The following is an 18,452-nucleotide window of genomic DNA, read 5'->3' as shown; positions in this document are numbered from 1 at the left end:
GATCCCAAAACAACCAGGATGTTGGCTTAGAAGCAGCCATCATTTAAAGAAAGCGTAACAGCTCACTGGTCTAGATTTAAGGGTCTTTGCGCCGAAAATGTACCGGGGCTCAAGCCATACACCGAAGCTGTGGGTTTGCATCTTTGATGCAAGCGGTAGCGGAGCGTTCCCTAGGCCGTTGAAGCCGTACCCGTGAGGGGCGGTGGAGGTATGGGAAGTGCGAATGCTGACATGAGTAACGATAAAGGGAGTGAGAGACTCCCTCGCCGAAAGTCCAAGGGTTCCTGCTTAAAGTTAATCTGAGCAGGGTTAGCCGGCCCCTAAGGCGAGGCCGAAAGGCGTAGTCGATGGGAACCACGTTAATAATCGTGGGCCTGGTGGTGAGTGACGGATCCCGTGTGTTGTCCATCCTTATCGGATTGGTTGGGCAGCGAAGGGGTCCCAGGAAATAGCCCCACCGTATAGACCGTACCCGAAACCGACACAGGTGGACTGGTAGAGTATACCAAGGCGCTTGAGAGAACTGCGTTGAAGGAACTCGGCAAATTGCACGCGTAACTTCGGAAGAAGCGTGACCTCCATGCGGGCAACCGTATGGTGGTGGCACAGACCAGGGGGTAGCGACTGTTTATCAAAAACACAGGGCTCTGCGAAGTCGAAAGACGACGTATAGGGTCTGACGCCTGCCCGGTGCTGGAAGGTTAAGAGGAGGGGTGCAAGCTCTGAATCGAAGCCCCAGTAAACGGCGGCCGTAACTATAACGGTCCTAAGGTAGCGAAATTCCTTGTCGGGTAAGTTCCGACCTGCACGAATGGCGTAACGACTTCCCCGCTGTCTCCAACGCAGACTCAGTGAAATTGAATTCCCCGTGAAGATGCGGGGTTCCTGCGGTCAGACGGAAAGACCCCGTGCACCTTTACTATAGCTTTACACTGGCATTCGTGTCGGCATGTGTAGGATAGGTGGTAGGCTTTGAAGCGTGGGCGCCAGCTCGCGTGGAGCCATCCTTGAAATACCACCCTTATCGTCATGGATGTCTAACCGCGGCCCGTCATCCGGGTCCGGGACAGTGTATGGTGGGTAGTTTGACTGGGGCGGTCGCCTCCCAAAGAGTAACGGAGGCGCGCGATGGTGGGCTCAGACCGGTCGGAAATCGGTCGTCGAGTGCAATGGCATAAGCCCGCCTGACTGCGAGACAGACAAGTCGAGCAGAGACGAAAGTCGGTCATAGTGATCCGGTGGTCCCGAGTGGAAGGGCCATCGCTCAACGGATAAAAGGTACGCCGGGGATAACAGGCTGATGACCCCCAAGAGTCCATATCGACGGGGTTGTTTGGCACCTCGATGTCGGCTCATCGCATCCTGGGGCTGGAGCAGGTCCCAAGGGTTTGGCTGTTCGCCAATTAAAGCGGTACGTGAGCTGGGTTCAGAACGTCGTGAGACAGTTCGGTCCCTATCTGCCGTGGGTGCAGGAATATTGACAGGATCTGTCCCTAGTACGAGAGGACCGGGATGGACGTACCTCTGGTGGACCTGTTGTGGCGCCAGCCGCAGTGCAGGGTAGCTATGTACGGTCGGGATAACCGCTGAAGGCATCTAAGCGGGAAACCCACCTGGAAACGAGTATTCCCTATCAGAGCCGTGGAAGACCACCACGTTGATAGGCCGGGTGTGGAAGTGCGGCAACGCATGAAGCTTACCGGTACTAATCGCTCGATCGGCTTGATCGTTCTCATTCGCCAATGTTCATCAGCGGGCTGCGCCCGTGATGAACATTGCCTCATCTCTTCATGGTTCGCCTCGTGGCGATCGGCTACGGGCCGATCACCTGCGGCGGGCCGGAACCTGAAGGTTCCGCCGACGCTATCGCGTCGGGACTGCCGTGCGCCCCTCAGCGGTGCATGACGATACAGACCAGCTCACGTCACCTCACGCTCCATGCGGCTCGACCTTCGCAAAGGTCTTCGCTGACATGGACGGACGGGGTGCCCTCCGAGGACCCGAAAGGGTCCGTGGGGAAGCCCGAACGGGCGTCGCGCCCCGTGGCGCGCCCCAGCGGAGACGAACGGCTCGATAGCCGTTCGGCGTGAGCGTCCCAAGCTTCCAGTGATGCGATTTGCCGACCTGGTGGTTCAGCGAGGTGCCCCCACCCGATCCCATTCCGAACTCGGCCGTGAAACGCCTCAGCGCCTATGATACTTCGTCTTAAGACGCGGGAAAGTCGGTCGCCGCCAGGTCTGCAAATCGCATCCATCACCTCTCTCACACACAGCACACTCCATTCCAAACCATCCACAACCCCGGGGCCGAAAGCCGCCGGGGATTTTTGCGTTCGTCCGCCAGAAAGAACGGGCGGGCCACGAAAGAACGGGCGGGCAAGGGCTCGCCGCGGGAAGAGCAATGCCGGCGCCGTCCAGCACCCCGAAACACAGCAGATCCGCCGCCCCCAACGCAGGCCAAACCCGCCCCCGATAGCGGCCCCAAGGGCGCAATCCGCCCCGCCCACGAAACCAGCCTGGCTCCCAAAGGTGCCACCGGCCCCGAAGCCGGTCGACCGCAGGCCGCACGAAACCGTGCCCATACAAGCCGCACGCCAGACAACCCCGACAACCACAGAACACTTCCCCGCACGCCGTCAGAACCCCCACCACACACCACCCCGCCTTGATGTCCAAAACACCAAAGCGCAAAAACACTCCCCAATGGCTCAACAGCGAGAGCCAACCGGGGAGGGGAATCCATGAAACGACTGCAGGACCGCTGCGCCATCGTGTTCGGCGCGGGCTCGATCGGCGAAGGCTGGGGCAACGGGAAAGCAGCCGCCGTCGCCTATGCCCGAGAAGGCGCGAAAATCGTCTGCGTCGATCGCGATGGGCGGGCGGCCGAGACGACGGCCGCGATCATTCGGGGGGAGGGGCACGACGCCGTCTCCCTCACGGCCGACGTCACGGTCTCCGATCAGGTCGCGACCTGCGTAAAGAAAGCGCTCGAAGCCTTCGGCGCGATCGACATCCTGCACAACAATGTCGGCATCAATCTCGCCGGCGGCGTGGAGGAGGCGTCGGAGGAGAGCTGGCGCCGCGTCATGGACGTGAACGCGACCAGCGTCTTCCTGACCTGCAAGGCCGTGCTTCCGGTCATGGTCCGGCAGGGGCGCGGGACGATCGTCAACATCTCGTCGCTCGCCTCGATCCGGTGGACCGGCTATCCCTATGTTTCCTATTACGCCTCCAAGGCGGCGGTGAACCATTTCACCCGTGCGGTCGCGATCGAATACGCCTCGCGCGGGATCCGCGCCAACTGCATCCTGCCCGGCGTCATGGACACGCCCCATGTCTACAGCCAGATCAGCGGCTACCATGCCGACCTCGACGAGATGCGCGCCAAGCGCGCCGCCGTCTCGCCCATGAAGCGCCAGGGCGACGCTTGGGACGTCGCCTTTGCGTCGGTCTTCCTCGCCTCCGACGAGGCGCGCTACATCACCGGGATCGAGCTGCCGGTCGATGGCGGGCTGCACGCGACCGTGTCGGGAAGCGTCGGATAGAGCGGCGAGGGAGGCGTTCAGCTTTCGTCGCGGGGGCGCTCGCTGCGTCCCGGCAGGGAGGCGAGGATCGCCTCGGTGTGCTGCCCGACGGCCGGGCCGGTCCAGCGGACCGCGCCGGGATCGTCTGGGAAATGCGGGACGATGCCGGCATGGAGCATCGGACCGAGCAAGGGGTCGTCGACCTCCCGAACCATGCCGCGATGGCGGAACTGCGGATCCTCTGCGCAATCCTTCGCCGTGTAGACCCGCGAATGGGGAATGTCGGCGGCCTGCAGGAGGGCGGTCACCTCTTCGGACGTGTAGCGTCCCGTGAACTCGCCGATGATGGCGTCGAGCCGGGCCCGGTTGGCGCAGCGGGCCCGGTTGGTCGCGAAATCCGGGTCGGTCGGCAGGTCCGGGCGGTTCAAAAGGGTGGCGAGCCGCGCGAAGAGCGGCTCCGAATTGGCCGCGACCAGCACCCAGCCGTCGCGCGTCGGATAGGCGCTGGAGGGGGCGGCGGTCGGGATGCCCGCGCCGGCGGGCTCACGGATCTTGCCGAGCTTGCCGTATTCGGGAAGCATGCCCTCCATCATCGACAGGACGGCGTCGGAGAGCGCCACGTCGACCGTGCGTCCCCGCCCGTCGCCGCTCGGCCGGTCGCGCTGCCAGAGCGCGCAGGCGATTCCGAAGGCCGCGTAGAGACCGGCGATCGAATCGCCGATCGAGACGCCGACGCGCACCGGCGGCAGGTCGCTGACGCCGGGTTCGTGATTGGTCAGATGGCGCAAGCCGCCGACCGCCTCGCCGATGACGCCGAAGGCCGCGCGGTTGCGGTCCGGGCCATCCTGGCCGTAGCCAGAAATGTGCGCGACGACGAGCCCCGGTCTCTCACGGCGCAGAACGTCGGGACCGAGCCCCATCCGGTCGAGCTGGCCGGGGCGGAAATTCTCGATGACGGCGTCGCAGTCGCGCACGAGCTTCAGGACGGTCTCGCGACCCGCCTCGGTTTTCAGATCCACCGCGATGGACCGCTTGTTGCGTCCGTGCAGGGACCACCAGAGCGAATGGCCGTCCAGCTGCTCGCCCCAGCCACGCACCGGGTCGCCGCCCGGCGGCTCGACCTTGATGACGTCCGCGCCGAGATCGGCGAGAAGCCGGGCGGCGAAGGGCGCCGCCACGAAGTGCCCGAGTTCGAGAATGCGCGCGCCCGCGAGCGGCCCGCGTGCGGGCACCTCTTCCATCGCCATACGGACCCCTCCCGGAACGCGTTACACCGGCGGGCAGACTGGCCCGAGCGAGAGCCCGCCGTAAAGGGCCGCGAGGGGCGCGCGATCAGGCGGGCGAGCGGCGCCAGCCCGCGGCGAGAATGCCGGCGCCGATCATCAGCGATCCGCCGACGCGGTTCACGACACGCTGGATGCCCGGCCGCCGGATGGTCTGCCGGGCCCTGGAGGCCAGAAGGGCGTAGAGCGCCGCGTTCGCGGTGGCGAGCACCAGGAAGGTGGTCTCGAAGACGATCATCTGCGTCAGGAGCGGGCGGGCTGGATCGATGAATTGCGGCAGGAAGGCGACGAAGAACACGATGCTCTTGGGGTTCAACGCCGTCACCACATAGGTGTGCAGGAAGATGCGGACGGGCCTTTCGGCCGGGACCGCATCCGGATCGACGGCCCGCTCGGCCACCGGCGCGCGCCAGAGCTTGAGGCCGAGATAGACGAGATAGGCCGCGCCGATCCATTTCAGCGCGGTGAAGAGCGTCGCGGAGGTCGCCAGAAGCGCCCCGAGCCCGAGCAGGGAGGCCGTCATGGCGGTGAAATCGCCGAGCGCGACGCCCGCCACGCTGGCGCCCGCGACACGGCGGCCGTGGCCGAGCGCATAGGAGATGACGAGGAGGATGGTCGGACCCGGAATCGCGAGGAGGACCGCCGAGGCGGCGACGAAGGCCAGCCAGTGTTCCAGAGACATGTCGCTTCGCTCCGATCGATGACATCTCAGTGATCCACCAAACCACCTGCTGCGCAAGGTCCCATCGGTTGCGGCCGCAACTGCGTCCGTTCGGACGCACGGCGCTCTGGCCGCGGAAACCCTTTCCGCCGGACGGATCGATCCTGTAGAAGCCGGCCATGGCTCCTCCTCCGCTTCTTCGCCTCGCCGGCGTCCGCCTGACCTTCGGCGGAACGCCGCTCCTGACCGACGTCGAACTCAACGTCCTGCCGGGCGAGCGCATCGCGCTGGTCGGCCGCAACGGCTCGGGCAAATCCACCGCGCTCAAGATCGCGGCCGGGCTGGTGGAGGCCGATGGCGGCGAGGTCTTCCGCCAGCCGCAGGCGACCGTGCGCTATCTGCGACAGGAGCCCGATTTCGGCGACGCGCGCACCGTCGAGGCCTATGTGGCCGCCGGTCTCGGACCGGCCGACGATGCCTGGCGGGTCCAGCGCATGATCGAGGGACTCGGCCTTCGCGCCGACGCGCACCCGTCCGAGCTTTCGGGCGGAGAGGCGCGCCGCGCCGGCCTCGCGCGGGTTCTCGCCCCCGAGCCCGACATCGTTCTCCTCGACGAGCCGACGAACCATCTCGACCTGCCGACCATCGAATGGCTGGAGGAGGAGGTGCGCGCCTCGCGCTCGGCCTTCGTCATCATCAGCCACGACCGGCGCTTTCTGGAGCGCACCACCGGCGCAACCGTCTGGCTCGACCGCGGCGCGACGAAGCGGCTCGACCGGGGCTTCTCCCATTTCGAGGAATGGCGCGACAAGGTGCTGGAGGAGGAGGAGCGGGACCTCCAGAAGCTCGACCGCAAGATCGTGCGCGAGGAGCACTGGCTGCGCTACGGCGTGACGGCACGGCGCACGCGCAACGAGCGGCGCCTCGCGGCCCTTCACCAGCTTCGCGCCGACCGCAAGAACGCGCGGCGCGCCGTCGGCACGGTGGAGATGGAGGCGAGCGCGGTCCGCGAGAGCGGCAAGCTGGTGATCGAGGCGGTCGGCATCTCGAAGAGCTACGGCGAGCGCACGCTGGTGCGCGACTTCTCGACCCGCATCCAGCGGGGCGACCGGGTGGGCCTCGTCGGACCGAACGGGGCGGGCAAGACGACGCTCCTGAAGATACTCATCGGGGAATCGGAGCCGGACGAAGGGCGCGTCCGCATCGGCACCAAGCTCGACATCGCCTTTCTCGACCAGAAGCGCGCGGCGCTGCGCGACGACCTCTCCGTCTCCGACGCCCTGACCGACGGGCGGGGCGACCAGGTGATGGTGAACGGCGAGGCGCGCCACGTCGCGGGTTATCTCAAGGACTTCCTCTTCTCGCCCGAGCAGATCCGCACGCCGGTCGGCAATCTGTCGGGCGGGGAGCGCGCGCGGCTTCTGCTCGCCAAGGTGCTGGCGACGCCCGCCAATCTCCTCGTCCTCGACGAGCCGACCAACGATCTCGACATGGAGACGCTCGATCTCCTGCAGGAGCTGATCGCCAATTATCCCGGCACGGTCCTCCTCGTCAGCCACGACCGCGACTTCCTCGACCGGACGGTGACGAGCGTGATCTCGCCCTCCGGCGGCGGGGTCTGGCTCGAATATGCCGGGGGCTATTCGGACATGGCGGCGCAGCGAAGGGGCGCGGAGAAGGAGGCAGCAGCGACGGCCAAGGCCGCGCCGAAGCCGGCTGCGGCGTCGAAACCGTCTGGCGCAGGCGCGTCGGGGAACGCGGCGAAGCTGTCCTTCAAGCAGAAATTCGCGCTGGAGAACCTGCCCAAGGAAATCGCCGCGGTGGAGGCCGACATCGCGAAGGCGGAAGCCGAGATGGCCGATCCGGCGCTGTTTTCGAAGAACCCGGACCGTTTCGCCAAGCTCGCCAGGACGATCGAGGAGAAGCGGGCCAGCCTCGCGGCCAAGGAAGACGAGTGGCTGGAGCTGGAGATGCTGAAGGCGGAGCTGGCGGGTTAGGGCTCGACGTCGATATCGTCCTCGTCGCTTCGCCAGTCTTCCCGACCGTGGCGCACACGGATCACGAAGATCGTGTCCGCTTCGATGCGGTAGACGACAATGTGAATGCCGACGCGAAGAATGCGTCGGCCGCCGTACTCGCGACGGGGGCGCGCCATCTCCGGAAAGTCCACGAGCCGTTCGAAGGCATCGATGAAGCGCTCGGCGTAGCGGTCGGCCTGATCCGGCCCGAAGCGTTCCGCACCCTGCACGTAGATGGCGAGAAGATCCTGCTGCGCCTGCGCGGACAGCCGGTACTCCATATCACGATGCCTTCAAGCGCCGACGCGCTGCGACTTCCCTCGCCTCTGAAAAGACGTCTTCCACCGTCCGATCGGTGTACCCGCTCGCCTCGCCCTCCTCGATCAGGCGATTGAGGTTCGCGATCTTCTCCTGCTTGATCTGGTCGCGGCGGATCAGGTCGCGGACATAGTCGCTCGCATTGGCGTAGCGCCCGTCCTCGGTGCGGCTTTCCACCCAGTCCTTCATCGGCTGGGGAAGGGAGATGTTCATCGTCGCCATGGCCAAAGTCCTCGCTCAAGGCTTCGACGATCCGCCTATTGGCAAAGTTTGTCAAACAATCGCGACTTGACCTTCGTGACGAACGCGCCGATATGGAACCTGTCACGCCGTGATCGCGCGGCGCCCATCCTCCCTCGATCCTTATCGTCGGAAATCTCGATGCGGCGCCATGCCTGGACGTCTTCGTCCGGGCCACGGCCCGTGCCGATCCGTCGCTTTTGTGAAGCGCGAGGACGATCGGCCGCCCCGCAGTCACCGTTCGCCAAGATGAGCGAGGCGGCTGCAGCTCTACGAAAGCCTATTTTGTCCATTTCGAATTTCCAGTCGCTCGGCCTCGCCGACGCGCTCCTCTCCGCGCTCGACCGCATGGAGATCACCGTTCCGACGCCGATCCAGGGACAGGCGATTCCCGCCGTCCTGAAGGGCCGCGACGTCCTCGGCATCGCCCAGACGGGCACCGGCAAGACCGCCGCCTTCTCGCTGCCCATCCTCAACGCCCTTCTGGAGAAGGGCGGCCGTCCCAAGCCCGGCACGACCAAGGTGCTGGTGCTGGCGCCGACCCGCGAACTCGCGATACAGATCGCCGAGAACGTGAAGGGCTTCACGCACGGCTCCAAGATCACCCACATGACGGTCTTCGGCGGCGTGTCGATCCGTCCGCAGATCGACACGGCCCGCAAGGGCGTGGACATCGTCATCGCCACGCCGGGCCGCCTGCTCGACCTCATCGAGCAGAAGGCGCTCTCGATCTCCGAGATCAGCCACCTCGTCCTCGACGAGGCGGACCGCATGCTCGACATGGGCTTCATCCGCGACATCAAGCGGATCATGAAGCTCGTGCCGAAGAAGCGTCAGTCGCTCCTGTTCTCGGCGACCATGCCGCAGAACATCGCCTCGCTGGCGAACGAGATCCTCTCCGATCCCATCCGCGTCGAGGTGACGCCGGAGGTCGTGACGGTCGAGAAGATCGACCAGAGCGTCTTCCTGGTGCCGCAGAAGGCCAAAAAGCACTGGCTGATCAAGAGCCTGCCCGGCTTCGACAAGACGGTGATCTTCACGCGCACCAAGCACGGCGCCAACCGCCTCGCCGAGGATCTCGGCAAGGCCGGCATCGAGGCGCTGGCGATCCACGGCAACAAGAGCCAGGGCGCCCGCCAGAAGGCGCTCGGCGAGTTCCATTCGGGCAAGCTCAAGGTGCTGGTCGCCACCGACATCGTGGCGCGCGGCATCCATGTCGACGACATTACCCATGTGGTGAACTTCGACCTGCCGGAAGAGCCGGAGAGCTACGTCCACCGCATCGGCCGCACGGCCCGCGCCGGCAAGTCCGGCATCGCGATCACGCTGTGCGATCCGTCGGAGCGCTCCAAGCTGCGCCAGGTCGAGAAGCTCACGGGCCTGAAGTTCGACGTGAAGCCGACCGAGTTCATGGACGCGGCGGCCCTGGCCGCCCTTCCGGCCGACGCGCCGCGCGCGCCGCGCCCGAACGCCGGGCGTCCGGGTCATCGCAACGCGCGCCCCGGCGGCAATGCGTCCAAGGCCCCGCGCGGCGGCAAGCCCGGCGAGCGCCGCGGCAAGCCGCAGGGCGACGGCGCCCGCGCTCCGGTCCGTGCCGATTCGGCGAGGCCCGACGCGCCGCGCAACCGCAACCGGCGTCGTGCCGGCGGCAACGGCGGCTCCGAGGCCTGATCCGGTCATCCGGATCGGTCGTGACGGATGACGGGGGGCGCTTTCGGGCGCCCCTTTCTCGTTGCATCGCCGGCCGCGAACGGCCATATGCGCCCGGCACATGCGAGGAGACGCGCCGATGGCCGAGACCGTGACGATCGACATTCCGCACAAGCTGACGCGCGCCGAGGCCCGCGAGCGGATCGCCAAGGGCTTCGACCGCATCCGCTCGGACGCGACCGGGGGCATGGTGAAGTTCGAGGACGTGTGGACCGGCGACCGGCTCGATTTCCGGGCCAAGGTCATGATGCAGTCCGTCACCGGGCGGCTGGACGTCTTGGAGGACCATGTCCATGTCGAGATCGACCTGCCGGCCTTCCTGGCGTCCATCGCCGAGAAGCTGACGGGCAAGATCCGCAAGGAGGGTCAGATCCTCCTTGAGAAGAAGTAGCCGCGCGCGGACGGATCCGGGAGCGCGCTCAGCGCTCCACGGCCTCCAGCGTCGCCCTCTCGAAGCGCACCGTGTTGCCGTCGAGAGCCATGAGCTTGCCGAGCCCCGGCAGGACCGTCCCGACGCGCGCGCGGAACAGCTCGCGCGGGCTCGCCAGGAACGCCTCGCCGCCGAAGATCATCACGATCTCGTAGTCGGAGGGGGCGAGCGGCGGCTGCCGCACGAGAACCGGCACGGGGAGGGCGCCTTCCGCCGGATCGTGGGGCGCGGCGGCGCCTCCGCCGATGGCGCCCGTCTCGATCGGATCGACGGCGCGGGCTTCCAGCGCCGCAATGGCGCGGCGCGAATAGTAGTCCGGGTCGTTGGAGAAGACGCTGTAGGTGGCCGTGAAGAAGCCGGTCGAGCCGATCGCGAGGCCGAGCACGACGATCGAGAGTGCCCAGTCCACCTTCGTCCAGCGCGTGCCGTCCGGAAGCCAGGCGAGCTTGGCATCGATACGGCGCACGGCCTCCCGCGCGAGATCGGCGAAGGAGGCGCTCGAAAGGGCATTGGCGGCGCGGGGCTGCGGCATGGGCGTGGGTCCAGGTTCGGAACCGTTCGGTCGAAACCCGGACAGGATGGACGGCATTCGTTAAGCGTGCGCGCAAGGTGGAGCGCGCTCGGAGCTCAATCGCTCCGCATGGTTTGCGAATCCTTGCCGAAACACGCCGATTAACGATCCCATAAGCTTTTCACGGCGTCGCGCGGGTCCCTTGCGCGCTGACCGGGACATTCCGCGCTAGATCGGGCCCATAGCGTTTCGCGGCGCCCGAGTTCGGCTCGCGACGCGCCGGATCGAAGAGGTCGGGCGAGCGTTCGAGCGTTCGAACGGATGCAAGGGACGCCTCAGGAAGGCCGGGATGACGGAACGAACGGATGAGCGACGGATGGACGGACGCACGCGCACGCGCCTGCGTCCGGGCAAGATCCTCGCCATGGACGGCACCTTCGTCGCCGACTGCCTGATCCTCGACCGTTCCGCGCAAGGCGCGCGCATCCGCGTCCTCGGGTCCGAGAGCGTGCCGGAGGCCTTCCGCCTCATCGACGAGGCGGGGCGCGAGAGCTTCTTCTCGCGCACGGTCTGGGAGCGGGGAGACGAGGCGGGCCTGAGCCTTGCCGAGGGAAGCGGGCCGATGGGCACGCGCGACTTCCTGGCCGCCGCCGGGCCCTATTACGCGGTCCGCTGACCGTTCAGAACAGGCCCGCGATACCGCTCGAATTGCCGCCGCCGCCGAAGAGAAGCAGGACGGGGTCGGACGCCCCGCCCGCCCCGTTGTTCATGTCGTAGAGCGTGGCGAAACGCCCGATGAACCGGTCGAGCGATTTGGCGTCCTTGAAGTCCGAAAAGTCGAGACGGCTTTCCAGGATCTTCGCCTGACGATCGATGTCGAGCTGCGACATCTGCTGCGGCAGGCCGAGCGCGGTGCGCACGACCTCGAAGAGCGCCTTGTCGGCGAGGATGGAGAAGGCGTTGGTGATGCCGGGCGACTTGCGCAGGAAATAGAGAGCGAGGCGCGTGCCCTCGTTCGTCTCCCCCGCCTGCTCCTCCAGCATGTTCAGGAGGTAGAGGTTCTGGGTGGTGAAGACATCGCCCGAATCCTGCGCCCCGCTGCCGCCGCTTCCGATCCGCCCGTCCGCCTGGAAGCGGAAGCTGCCCGCGAAGTCGGTGTAGCGCTTGTCGCCGAAGGACCGGGCGAAGCTGTCCGGGTCGGTCAGGTCGCTCGTCAGAAGTTTCGAGATGTCGCGCGTGGACAGCTTCTCGCCGTCGAGCCCGTGCGCCTTCAGCGCGTAGTCGAGGACGGTCCGGTTGGAGAGGATGTCGTCGAGCGAGCGGATGCCGCCGATGGCCTCCAGATAGTTGACCGTCGCCTTGCGGATATCCGCCTTCGTCGCCTCGCTCTGGTCGGCGCCGAAGCTCTTGGCATAGAGCGTCGCGGTCTCCTGCGAGGCGCGCACCGACTGCGCCAGCCGCTCGGGCGCGGCCTTGCCGTCCGGTCCGAAATTGAAGGCGGCGGCGAGCCTCTCGTAGCGCTCGTCCTTGAGCGAGCGCACGAAGGAGTTCGGGTCGGACGGATCGCTCGTCAGGACCTGACGGATCTTCGACAGGCTCTGCGTCGAGGGGTCGATGTCGAAGGCCTTGAGGACGTAGTCGAGCGCCTGCCGCCGGCCGGTGAAGTCGCGCGAGAGAAGGTCGTTCACCGTATCCATCTTGGACAAGGCGACGCGGAACGAATTGGTCTGGAGCGTGATCTGGTTCGGATCGGCCTTCGGATGGGCATCGTGGAAGCGATCGACGAGCCCGGCGATCCGCTGGGGGTCGGTGACGGGGTCGGTGCCCGCACCGTGCGAGAAGTCGAACGCGGCCCTGACCGCCAGAAGCTTCTCGCGCTGCGCCTGGCTGGTCGCGTCCGTGCCGGTGAGCCGCGCGAGCGGATTCTTCGGATCGTCCGCCGGCAGCGAGATGAGGTTCACCAGAACGTCGGCGGAGGAGGGAACGTCCGGGAGACCGGCCGCCAGCCGGAGCACACGCAGGACGGTCGGGTCGCCGACGAGGTCCTCGACGCGTGCGGCGGAAAGGGCGGCCTTCTCGAAATGGCGCGCGTCGAAGGCCGCGGCCTGGGGGCTGGTCGACTGGCCGACGGCGGAGAAGTAGCGCGAGACGAACTCGGCGGTCTGCGCCGGGGTCTGCGCGGCGCCGCCGGGCTTCAGGCTTCCGTCGGGCGCGAAGTCGAAGGCGCCGGACAGATAGGCCAAGCCCGTGGAGGTCGTCGCGCCGATGTCGCCGCCCGTCAGGACCGCGCGCATGAAGGATTTAGAGGCGAAGGCCGGGTCGAGGCCGGCGACCTTGGCGACCATCGCGAAGAGGTCGGGATCGGCCAGCAGTTCGTCGACCGAGCCGACCCGGGCGATCCTCGTCTGGAAGGTCTCCGCCTTCTGCGCCGCGTTCGCGCCGCCGCGCACCAGATGCTCGGAATATGCCTCGACCAGCCGGTCGGTCTGGGCCTGGCTCTGGATGCCGGTCGTCGCCGATGCCGTCTGGAAGTCGAAGGCGGTCGCGAAGGCGCGGTAGCGCGGGTCGGACAGGCGGTTGGCGAAGCTCTGCGGATCGGCGAGGTCGCTTTCCAGGATCTTGCGCACGAAGCCGGGCGAGGAGACCTGCTCGGACAGCCCGTGCGCCTTCAGCGCATAGGAGTAGAGCCGGTAGTCGCCCATCAGATCGTCGACGGTGCGGACCGTTCCGATCTTGTCGCGGTAATAGGCGGCGTCGCGCGCGACGTTGCCCTGCGCCTCGACGCGCGCCAGCGTCTTCGTCATGTCGCCGACGAGGAGTTTGTAGTTCGCGAGCGTGGAGAGCATGGAGGACTTCCCGCGAGGAGAGGCGTCGCGCCGGGCGGCGGCGCGTTCGCGACATGCTTAACGAAAAGACATTACGGGATTCTTTACCCTGCCCGCTGGTCGAGCATCTGGCGCGCGCCCTCTCCGCCGAGCTCGTTCTTCGGCAGATAGTCGAACTGCTCGACCAGCACCTCGCGCACGATGTTGGAGCCGAAGCGCGCGTTCACCGCGTCGCGGATCGAGCCGGTGAGCGCGGGAAGGTCGTAGCGCTCGGGGTTCTCGAAGTCGAAGCCCTCGACCGAGTAGATCGAGCGGAAGGCCTCGTCGACGACGAAGGGGTCCGGCGGCACGGCCATGGTCGCGACGAGCTTGCCGTCGATCGTGTAGACGAAGCGGGCGAGCACGTAGCCGCGGATCTGCGCGTCGGCGATGATGGGCACCGAGATGCCCTCGGTGCGCCGGTAGTCCAGGCCGGCGAAATAGGTCGGCTCGTCCCCGGCCACGGCCGCGTTCTCGCGCACCGACGCCGTCACGTAGGAGGAGCCGACCGCGACGAGAAGCACCCAGATGCCGAGACCGAGGATCTTGATCATCGCGGGGTGACGACTCCGTGGGCCGAGGCGGCGTAGGTGCCGTCGGAATCGGCCTCGGCCATGGAGCGGGCGATGATGCCGGCGATCTCGCCGGTGGCTTCCATGTGGAGGCGCAGAAGCTGGCTGTTGTCCTCCAGGCGCTCGCGCAGGACGCCCATCCGGGAGCGCAGCGCGTCCGACATCGTGCCGGGCTCTATGCCGCGCGCGATGCGGGTGAGCTCCAGAAGGCTCTGGTTCTTGCGGTTGCTCGTTTCGCCGAGGTCGAGCTGGCGGCCGGCGCGCAGCGCGATCGTCTCTCCTGCGAGAACGGCTTCGAGACGATTGATGGCCTGGGTGAGAACCGCTTCCAAGTGGTGGTACTCCGAAGGAACAGAACTGGAATGTCAGGTATGCGATGCGGATCAGGGCGTCGGCAGCGTCCGTGCGGATTGGGCGAGCGCCCGGTCGGCTTCGGCGCGCAGATCCTCGCGCCCGGCCGACGCCGAGGCGTTCGCCTGGTCGCGCAGGAGGTCGGCGATGCCGATCCCGCCGCCGGCCGCCAGCTCCTCGCCGAGCCGCTCGGCCATCATGGACCGCCAGATGCCGCCGGCCGTGCCCGAGCCGAAGAAGCTCGTGCCCTCCTTGGGAAGCATGGCCTCCACGAAGGTGCGAAGGACGAAGCCCTCGAACTGCTCGAGATCGTCCGGCTTGCCGCTCTGGTGACCTTTGGCCTCGACCGGCCGCATGGCCGCCGCGTCCAGCGCCCGCTCGAAATCGGCGCCGGCGGCGCCACCGGCGGCCGGTGCCGCGGCGGGCTTCGTCCGTTCGGTGGCGAGCGCTTCGATGGAGCGCGAGAGCGTGGTCAGGGCTTCGATCGTCATGACTGAAGGATGTAAGCCCGGCCGCTTATTCGAGGCTTGCGCGCTGCGACGCGAGATGGGCGTCGAGAATGTCGGCGAGGCTCCGGCTCTCGGCCTCGGCGTTCTCGCTCGCGCGCGCCTGCAGGCCGAGCCGCTCCAGCCGCTTCTCGGTCGCCGCGATCTCGCGTGCGGACGTGCGGACGGCCTCGGCCTCGCGAAGGGTCTCGGCACGCTCGGCCTCCTTGCGGCGCAGGCGCTGGGCCTTCGCCTCCAGGAACAGGCCAGAGAGCGGGGAGTGGGCGCCGAGACTTTCGAGGATCGCCTCGGCCTCGGCCTTCAGTTCGCCGGCGCGCCGCTCCAGCGTCGCCAGCCGCCATTCCTCCATCTCGCGGCGACGGCCCTGCAGGGCGCGCAGCCGCTCCAGCCGGTCGGCGCGCGAGGCGCTCATCCGTTCAGCACCCAGCTGCGGAAGGCAGCGAGGAACTCGGTGAGGAACTCGCCGATCGAGAAGCCGAGGAGGATGAGCCCGCCCGCCAGCACGAAGGGCAGGGAGATGAAGTAGATCGGCACCTGCGGCGTCAGCTTGTTGGCGATGCCGACCGCGAGATTGACGACGACGGCGTAGACGACGAAGGGGCTGGCGATGCGCAGCGCCAGGCGGAACGTGTCGTCGAGATTGTCGGTCAAAGCGACGAGGCCCGCGCGCGGCGAAAAGCCGAGCGCCACGGGCAGCGTCATGTAGGAGGCGATGATCGCCGAGACGACCTCCGCGTGGAGGTTCAAGGAGAAGATCATCACGGTGGCGGTCAGCGTGATGAGCGAGACGACGGCCGGGACGGGCTCGGCCTCGTCCATCGGCGTGCCGAAGCCCTGGCCCATGCCGACGGCGAAGGCCATGAAGTTCGCCATGAACTGCAGGGCCAGGATGAAGACGCGGCCCAAGAGGCCGATCATCGCGCCGTTCAGGATCTCGCCCATGATGAGGCTCAGCCGGGCCGCGTCGTCGGCGCCGCGCACCACGGGCAGGAGCTCGGGCAGGAGCATGGGCGAGATCGCCAGCGACAGGGCGATGGCGACGAAGAGCCGGATCTGCGCCGGGATGTTCGAGCTGGCGTAGCCCGGCAGCAGCATCAGGCAGGAGCCCACCCGGCAGAAGACCAGGAACAGCCCGAGAAGGACCGTCGACGCCTCCGCGCTCATGAGATCGAGCCGATGGCCTTGATGTCGACGCCGCGTGCGATCTCCAGATGCGAGAGCACCGGGAGATGGACGAAGATGCGCTCGATCATCATGCGCACATAGGGGCGGGCGTCCGGCGAGGCGACGAGGACGAAGTTCTCGCCCTCGGCGGTCTTCTCCCGGATGATCTTGGTCGCCTCGGCGGCGAAGTCCTCGACGAGGCGGGGGTCGATGTCGAACTCGATGACGTCGCCCTTGGCGTCGCGCTTGAGCGCCTGATGGAAGGCGAGATCCCAGCGGTTGCCGAGGCGCAGCACCGAAAGCTGCCCCTTGACCATGAGGTCGCCGCAGATCTGCTGGGCCATACGCATGCGCACATGCTCGACGATCTTCTCCGAGCGGCGCACATGCGGCGCGATCTCGGCGATCGCCTCCAGGATCAGCGTCAGGTTCCGGATCGAGACGCGCTCGGCCAGGAGCAGCTTCAGAACCGCCTGCAGTCCCGAATAGGACATGTGGGCGGGGACGATCTCCTCCGTCAGCCGCTTGTACTCCGGTTCCAGCCGGTCGAGCAGCGCGCGCATGTCCTTGTAGGACAGGAGCTGGGAGAGGTTGTTGCGGATGACCTCGGAGAGGTGGGTCAGAATGATCGACAGCGTGTCGACCGGCTCGAAGCCGGCGCGGCGGGCGGCGCTGGCGAAGGTCTCCGAGATCCAGGCGGCCTTCAGGCCGAAGGCCGGCTCCTTGGTCAGGTCGTGCGGAATGTCCGGCGGGGCCTGCTCGCCGAGGACGATCAGAAGATCGCCGAGCCGCAGCTCCTGGCTGGCGGTCGAGGTGCCGTGGATCTTGATCTCGTAGGAGCGCGGATCGGTGGCGAGGTCGTCGGAGAGCTTGATCTGCGGCACGATGAAGCCGAAGCGCGAGGCGAAGCGGCGGCGCATCTTCTGGACGCGGCTGGCGAGCTCGTCGCGCTGGAAGGCGAGCTGCGCCGAGACCTGCTTGCCGAGGACGAGCTCGACCTCGACGATCTTCAGCGATTCCTTGACCGACTGGCGCTCGACCTCCGCCGCCTTCTCCTCCGCGTCGGCACGCTCGGCGTCGACCCGCGCCTCTTCCGCCGCGCGGTTGCGCGGAATGAGATAGGCCGCGAGCCCGAGAACCGAGCCGATGATGGCGAAGGGCAGGAAGGGCAGACCCGGCAGGACGGCGAGCACGCCCATCAGGATGCCGGCGACCGCCAGCGCGCGCGGATAGAGGCCGAGGGCGCGCATGACCGTCGCCTCGGCCGCGCCCTGCGTTCCGCCCTTGGAGACCAGAAGGCCCGCCGCGAGCGAGACGATCAGCGCCGGGATCTGCGTGACCAGGCCGTCGCCGACCGACAGCTTGACGAAGACGTCGGCGGCGCTGCCCGCGTCCATGCCGTGGCGGGTGATGCCGATGATGATGCCGCCGAAGATGTTGACGGTGGTGATGATGATGCCGGCGATCGCGTCGCCGCGCACGAATTTCGACGCGCCGTCCATTGAGCCGAAGAAGGAGCTTTCCTCCTCGAGCTCGCGGCGGCGCGCCTGCGCCTGCTTGTCGTCGAGAAGGCCGGCGGCGAGATCGGCGTCGATCGCCATCTGCTTGCCGGGGATGGCGTCGAGGGTGAAGCGCGCGCCCACTTCCGCGATGCGCGTCGCGCCCTTGGTGATGACGAGGAAGTTGACCGTGATGATGATGGCGAAGACGACGAGGCCGATCACGAAATCGCCGGCCATGACGAGGTTGGAGAAGCCGCCGATCACGTGCCCGGCCGCGTTCACGCCCTCGTTGCCGTGCGAAAGGATGACGCGCGTGGTCGCGACGTTCAGCGCCAGACGCAGCATGGTGACGATGAGTAGGACGGTCGGGAAGGCCGAGAACTCCAGCGGCTTCTGGATCCAGAGCGCGACCATCAGGACGAGCACGGAGAGCGCGATCGAAAGCACCAGACCGAGATCGATCAGGATGGGCGGAATCGGAACGAAGAGAACCGCGAGGATGAAGACGATGCCGAAGGCGAAGCCGATGTCGCGCGCCGAGCGTCGCCCGGCCTTGGCGGCCCCGAGCGAGGCGGCGACGGGGGAGGCGCTCCCCGCGATCTTCAGCGTATCGACGGCCATGTGTCGGATCCCCGGAACCCCTGCGCCGGGTCGAGCGCAGTCCCGGCGTCCCGCTTATCGTTCCGTTAACTTTTGCGGGGCTGTCGGAGCGCCCGCCCGCGGCCATCGCGTCGCGACCTTCATCGAAACGTGTTCGGCGCTAATCGATTGAAGGATTCGGCATGCCGGAACCCGTTGC

At 67.0% G+C, this 18,452-nt stretch carries 17 protein-coding genes and 2 rRNA genes (1 of these 19 only partly in view); 7 read left to right on the top strand and 12 right to left on the bottom strand.

Going from position 1 to position 18,452, the window contains the following annotated elements; translation table 11 throughout:
- From AC6R2M_RS15905 to AC6R2M_RS15895, 3 genes are all read left to right on the top strand, one after another.
- A 23S ribosomal RNA gene (locus tag AC6R2M_RS15905) occupies nucleotides 1-1,730 on the top strand; it begins 1,186 nt to the left of the window's first position.
- 393 nt (nucleotides 1,731-2,123) lie between these two features.
- Nucleotides 2,124-2,237, top strand: a 5S ribosomal RNA gene (rrf, locus tag AC6R2M_RS15900).
- A 503-nt stretch (nucleotides 2,238-2,740) separates the two neighbouring features.
- Nucleotides 2,741-3,544 (top strand): SDR family NAD(P)-dependent oxidoreductase, encoded by an 804-nt coding sequence (locus AC6R2M_RS15895; RefSeq protein WP_500483811.1) that lies wholly within the window; start codon nucleotides 2,741-2,743, stop codon nucleotides 3,542-3,544.
- A gap of 17 nt (nucleotides 3,545-3,561) precedes the next feature.
- Here the strand turns inward: AC6R2M_RS15895 and AC6R2M_RS15890 are convergent, their stop codons facing one another.
- Together AC6R2M_RS15890 and AC6R2M_RS15885 are read right to left on the bottom strand one after the other, a co-directional pair.
- Nucleotides 3,562-4,770, bottom strand: coding sequence for a CaiB/BaiF CoA transferase family protein (locus tag AC6R2M_RS15890; RefSeq protein ID WP_500483810.1), 1,209 nt, complete (start codon nucleotides 4,768-4,770; stop codon nucleotides 3,562-3,564).
- An 85-nt stretch (nucleotides 4,771-4,855) separates the two neighbouring features.
- Nucleotides 4,856-5,488, bottom strand: coding sequence for a LysE family translocator (locus AC6R2M_RS15885; RefSeq protein WP_500483808.1), 633 nt, complete (start codon nucleotides 5,486-5,488; stop codon nucleotides 4,856-4,858).
- 158 nt (nucleotides 5,489-5,646) lie between these two features.
- Between AC6R2M_RS15885 and AC6R2M_RS15880 the strand changes: the two genes are divergently transcribed.
- Entirely contained in the window at nucleotides 5,647-7,464 is a 1,818-nt protein-coding gene (locus AC6R2M_RS15880; protein ID WP_500483806.1) for an ABC-F family ATP-binding cassette domain-containing protein, read from the top strand.
- Here AC6R2M_RS15880 and AC6R2M_RS15875 read toward each other — a convergent pair.
- Nucleotides 7,461-7,766 (bottom strand): type II toxin-antitoxin system RelE/ParE family toxin, encoded by a 306-nt coding sequence (locus tag AC6R2M_RS15875; RefSeq protein ID WP_500483804.1) that lies wholly within the window; start codon nucleotides 7,764-7,766, stop codon nucleotides 7,461-7,463. The two genes, AC6R2M_RS15880 and AC6R2M_RS15875, sit on opposite strands and share 4 nt — an antisense overlap.
- A gap of 1 nt (nucleotide 7,767) precedes the next feature.
- A complete protein-coding gene (locus tag AC6R2M_RS15870) occupies nucleotides 7,768-8,025 on the bottom strand; it encodes a type II toxin-antitoxin system ParD family antitoxin (protein ID WP_500483802.1) in 258 nt (85 codons plus the stop codon).
- 309 nt (nucleotides 8,026-8,334) lie between these two features.
- On the opposite strand from AC6R2M_RS15870, the gene AC6R2M_RS15865 reads away from it, so the two are divergent.
- Both AC6R2M_RS15865 and AC6R2M_RS15860 read left to right on the top strand, forming a co-directional pair.
- Nucleotides 8,335-9,714, top strand: a complete 1,380-nt coding sequence (locus tag AC6R2M_RS15865; RefSeq protein ID WP_500487627.1) for a DEAD/DEAH box helicase — start codon at nucleotides 8,335-8,337, stop codon at nucleotides 9,712-9,714.
- Between the two features lie 118 nt (nucleotides 9,715-9,832).
- Complete coding sequence (locus AC6R2M_RS15860) at nucleotides 9,833-10,144, top strand: polyhydroxyalkanoic acid system family protein (RefSeq protein ID WP_500483800.1); 312 nt, start codon at nucleotides 9,833-9,835, stop codon at nucleotides 10,142-10,144.
- A gap of 28 nt (nucleotides 10,145-10,172) precedes the next feature.
- Here AC6R2M_RS15860 and AC6R2M_RS15855 read toward each other — a convergent pair whose 3' ends face one another.
- On the bottom strand, nucleotides 10,173-10,715 hold the full coding sequence (locus AC6R2M_RS15855; protein WP_500483799.1) for a hypothetical protein: 543 nt from the start codon (nucleotides 10,713-10,715) through the stop codon (nucleotides 10,173-10,175).
- A 355-nt stretch (nucleotides 10,716-11,070) separates the two neighbouring features.
- On the opposite strand from AC6R2M_RS15855, the gene AC6R2M_RS15850 reads away from it, so the two are divergent.
- Nucleotides 11,071-11,370 carry a hypothetical protein gene (locus AC6R2M_RS15850; RefSeq protein WP_500483797.1) on the top strand — a complete coding sequence of 100 codons (300 nt, stop codon included), beginning with the start codon at nucleotides 11,071-11,073 and terminating at the stop codon, nucleotides 11,368-11,370.
- Nucleotides 11,371-11,374: 4 nt separating this feature from the next.
- On the opposite strand, the gene AC6R2M_RS15845 is transcribed toward AC6R2M_RS15850, so the two are convergent.
- The 7 genes from AC6R2M_RS15845 to flhA all read right to left on the bottom strand — a co-directional run bounded on the left by AC6R2M_RS15845 (nucleotide 11,375) and on the right by flhA (nucleotide 18,274).
- Entirely contained in the window at nucleotides 11,375-13,540 is a 2,166-nt protein-coding gene (locus AC6R2M_RS15845) for a DUF1217 domain-containing protein (RefSeq protein WP_500483795.1), read from the bottom strand.
- An 83-nt stretch (nucleotides 13,541-13,623) separates the two neighbouring features.
- Complete coding sequence (locus AC6R2M_RS15840) at nucleotides 13,624-14,112, bottom strand: hypothetical protein (protein WP_500483793.1); 489 nt, start codon at nucleotides 14,110-14,112, stop codon at nucleotides 13,624-13,626.
- Nucleotides 14,109-14,462, bottom strand: coding sequence for a flagellar protein FlgN (locus AC6R2M_RS15835; RefSeq protein WP_500483791.1), 354 nt, complete (start codon nucleotides 14,460-14,462; stop codon nucleotides 14,109-14,111). Before AC6R2M_RS15835 ends, AC6R2M_RS15840 begins: the two co-directional genes overlap by 4 nt.
- A 51-nt stretch (nucleotides 14,463-14,513) precedes the next feature.
- Nucleotides 14,514-14,972 (bottom strand): rod-binding protein, encoded by a 459-nt coding sequence (locus AC6R2M_RS15830; protein WP_500483789.1) that lies wholly within the window; start codon nucleotides 14,970-14,972, stop codon nucleotides 14,514-14,516.
- A 25-nt stretch (nucleotides 14,973-14,997) separates the two neighbouring features.
- A complete protein-coding gene (locus AC6R2M_RS15825) occupies nucleotides 14,998-15,399 on the bottom strand; it encodes a hypothetical protein (RefSeq protein ID WP_500483787.1) in 402 nt (133 codons plus the stop codon).
- Complete coding sequence (locus tag AC6R2M_RS15820) at nucleotides 15,396-16,151, bottom strand: flagellar biosynthetic protein FliR (protein WP_500483785.1); 756 nt, start codon at nucleotides 16,149-16,151, stop codon at nucleotides 15,396-15,398. The genes AC6R2M_RS15825 and AC6R2M_RS15820 overlap by 4 nt, the downstream gene beginning before the upstream one ends.
- Nucleotides 16,148-18,274 (bottom strand): flagellar biosynthesis protein FlhA, encoded by a 2,127-nt coding sequence (gene flhA, locus AC6R2M_RS15815; protein ID WP_500483783.1) that lies wholly within the window; start codon nucleotides 18,272-18,274, stop codon nucleotides 16,148-16,150. The genes AC6R2M_RS15820 and flhA overlap by 4 nt, the downstream gene beginning before the upstream one ends.
- Nucleotides 18,275-18,452 lie beyond the last annotated feature (178 nt).

The sequence above is a fragment of the Aureimonas sp. CAS genome, assembly GCF_059838215.1.
The sequence above is the reverse complement of the archived record's forward strand: the minus strand, read 5'-3'. Positions and strand labels throughout refer to the sequence as shown.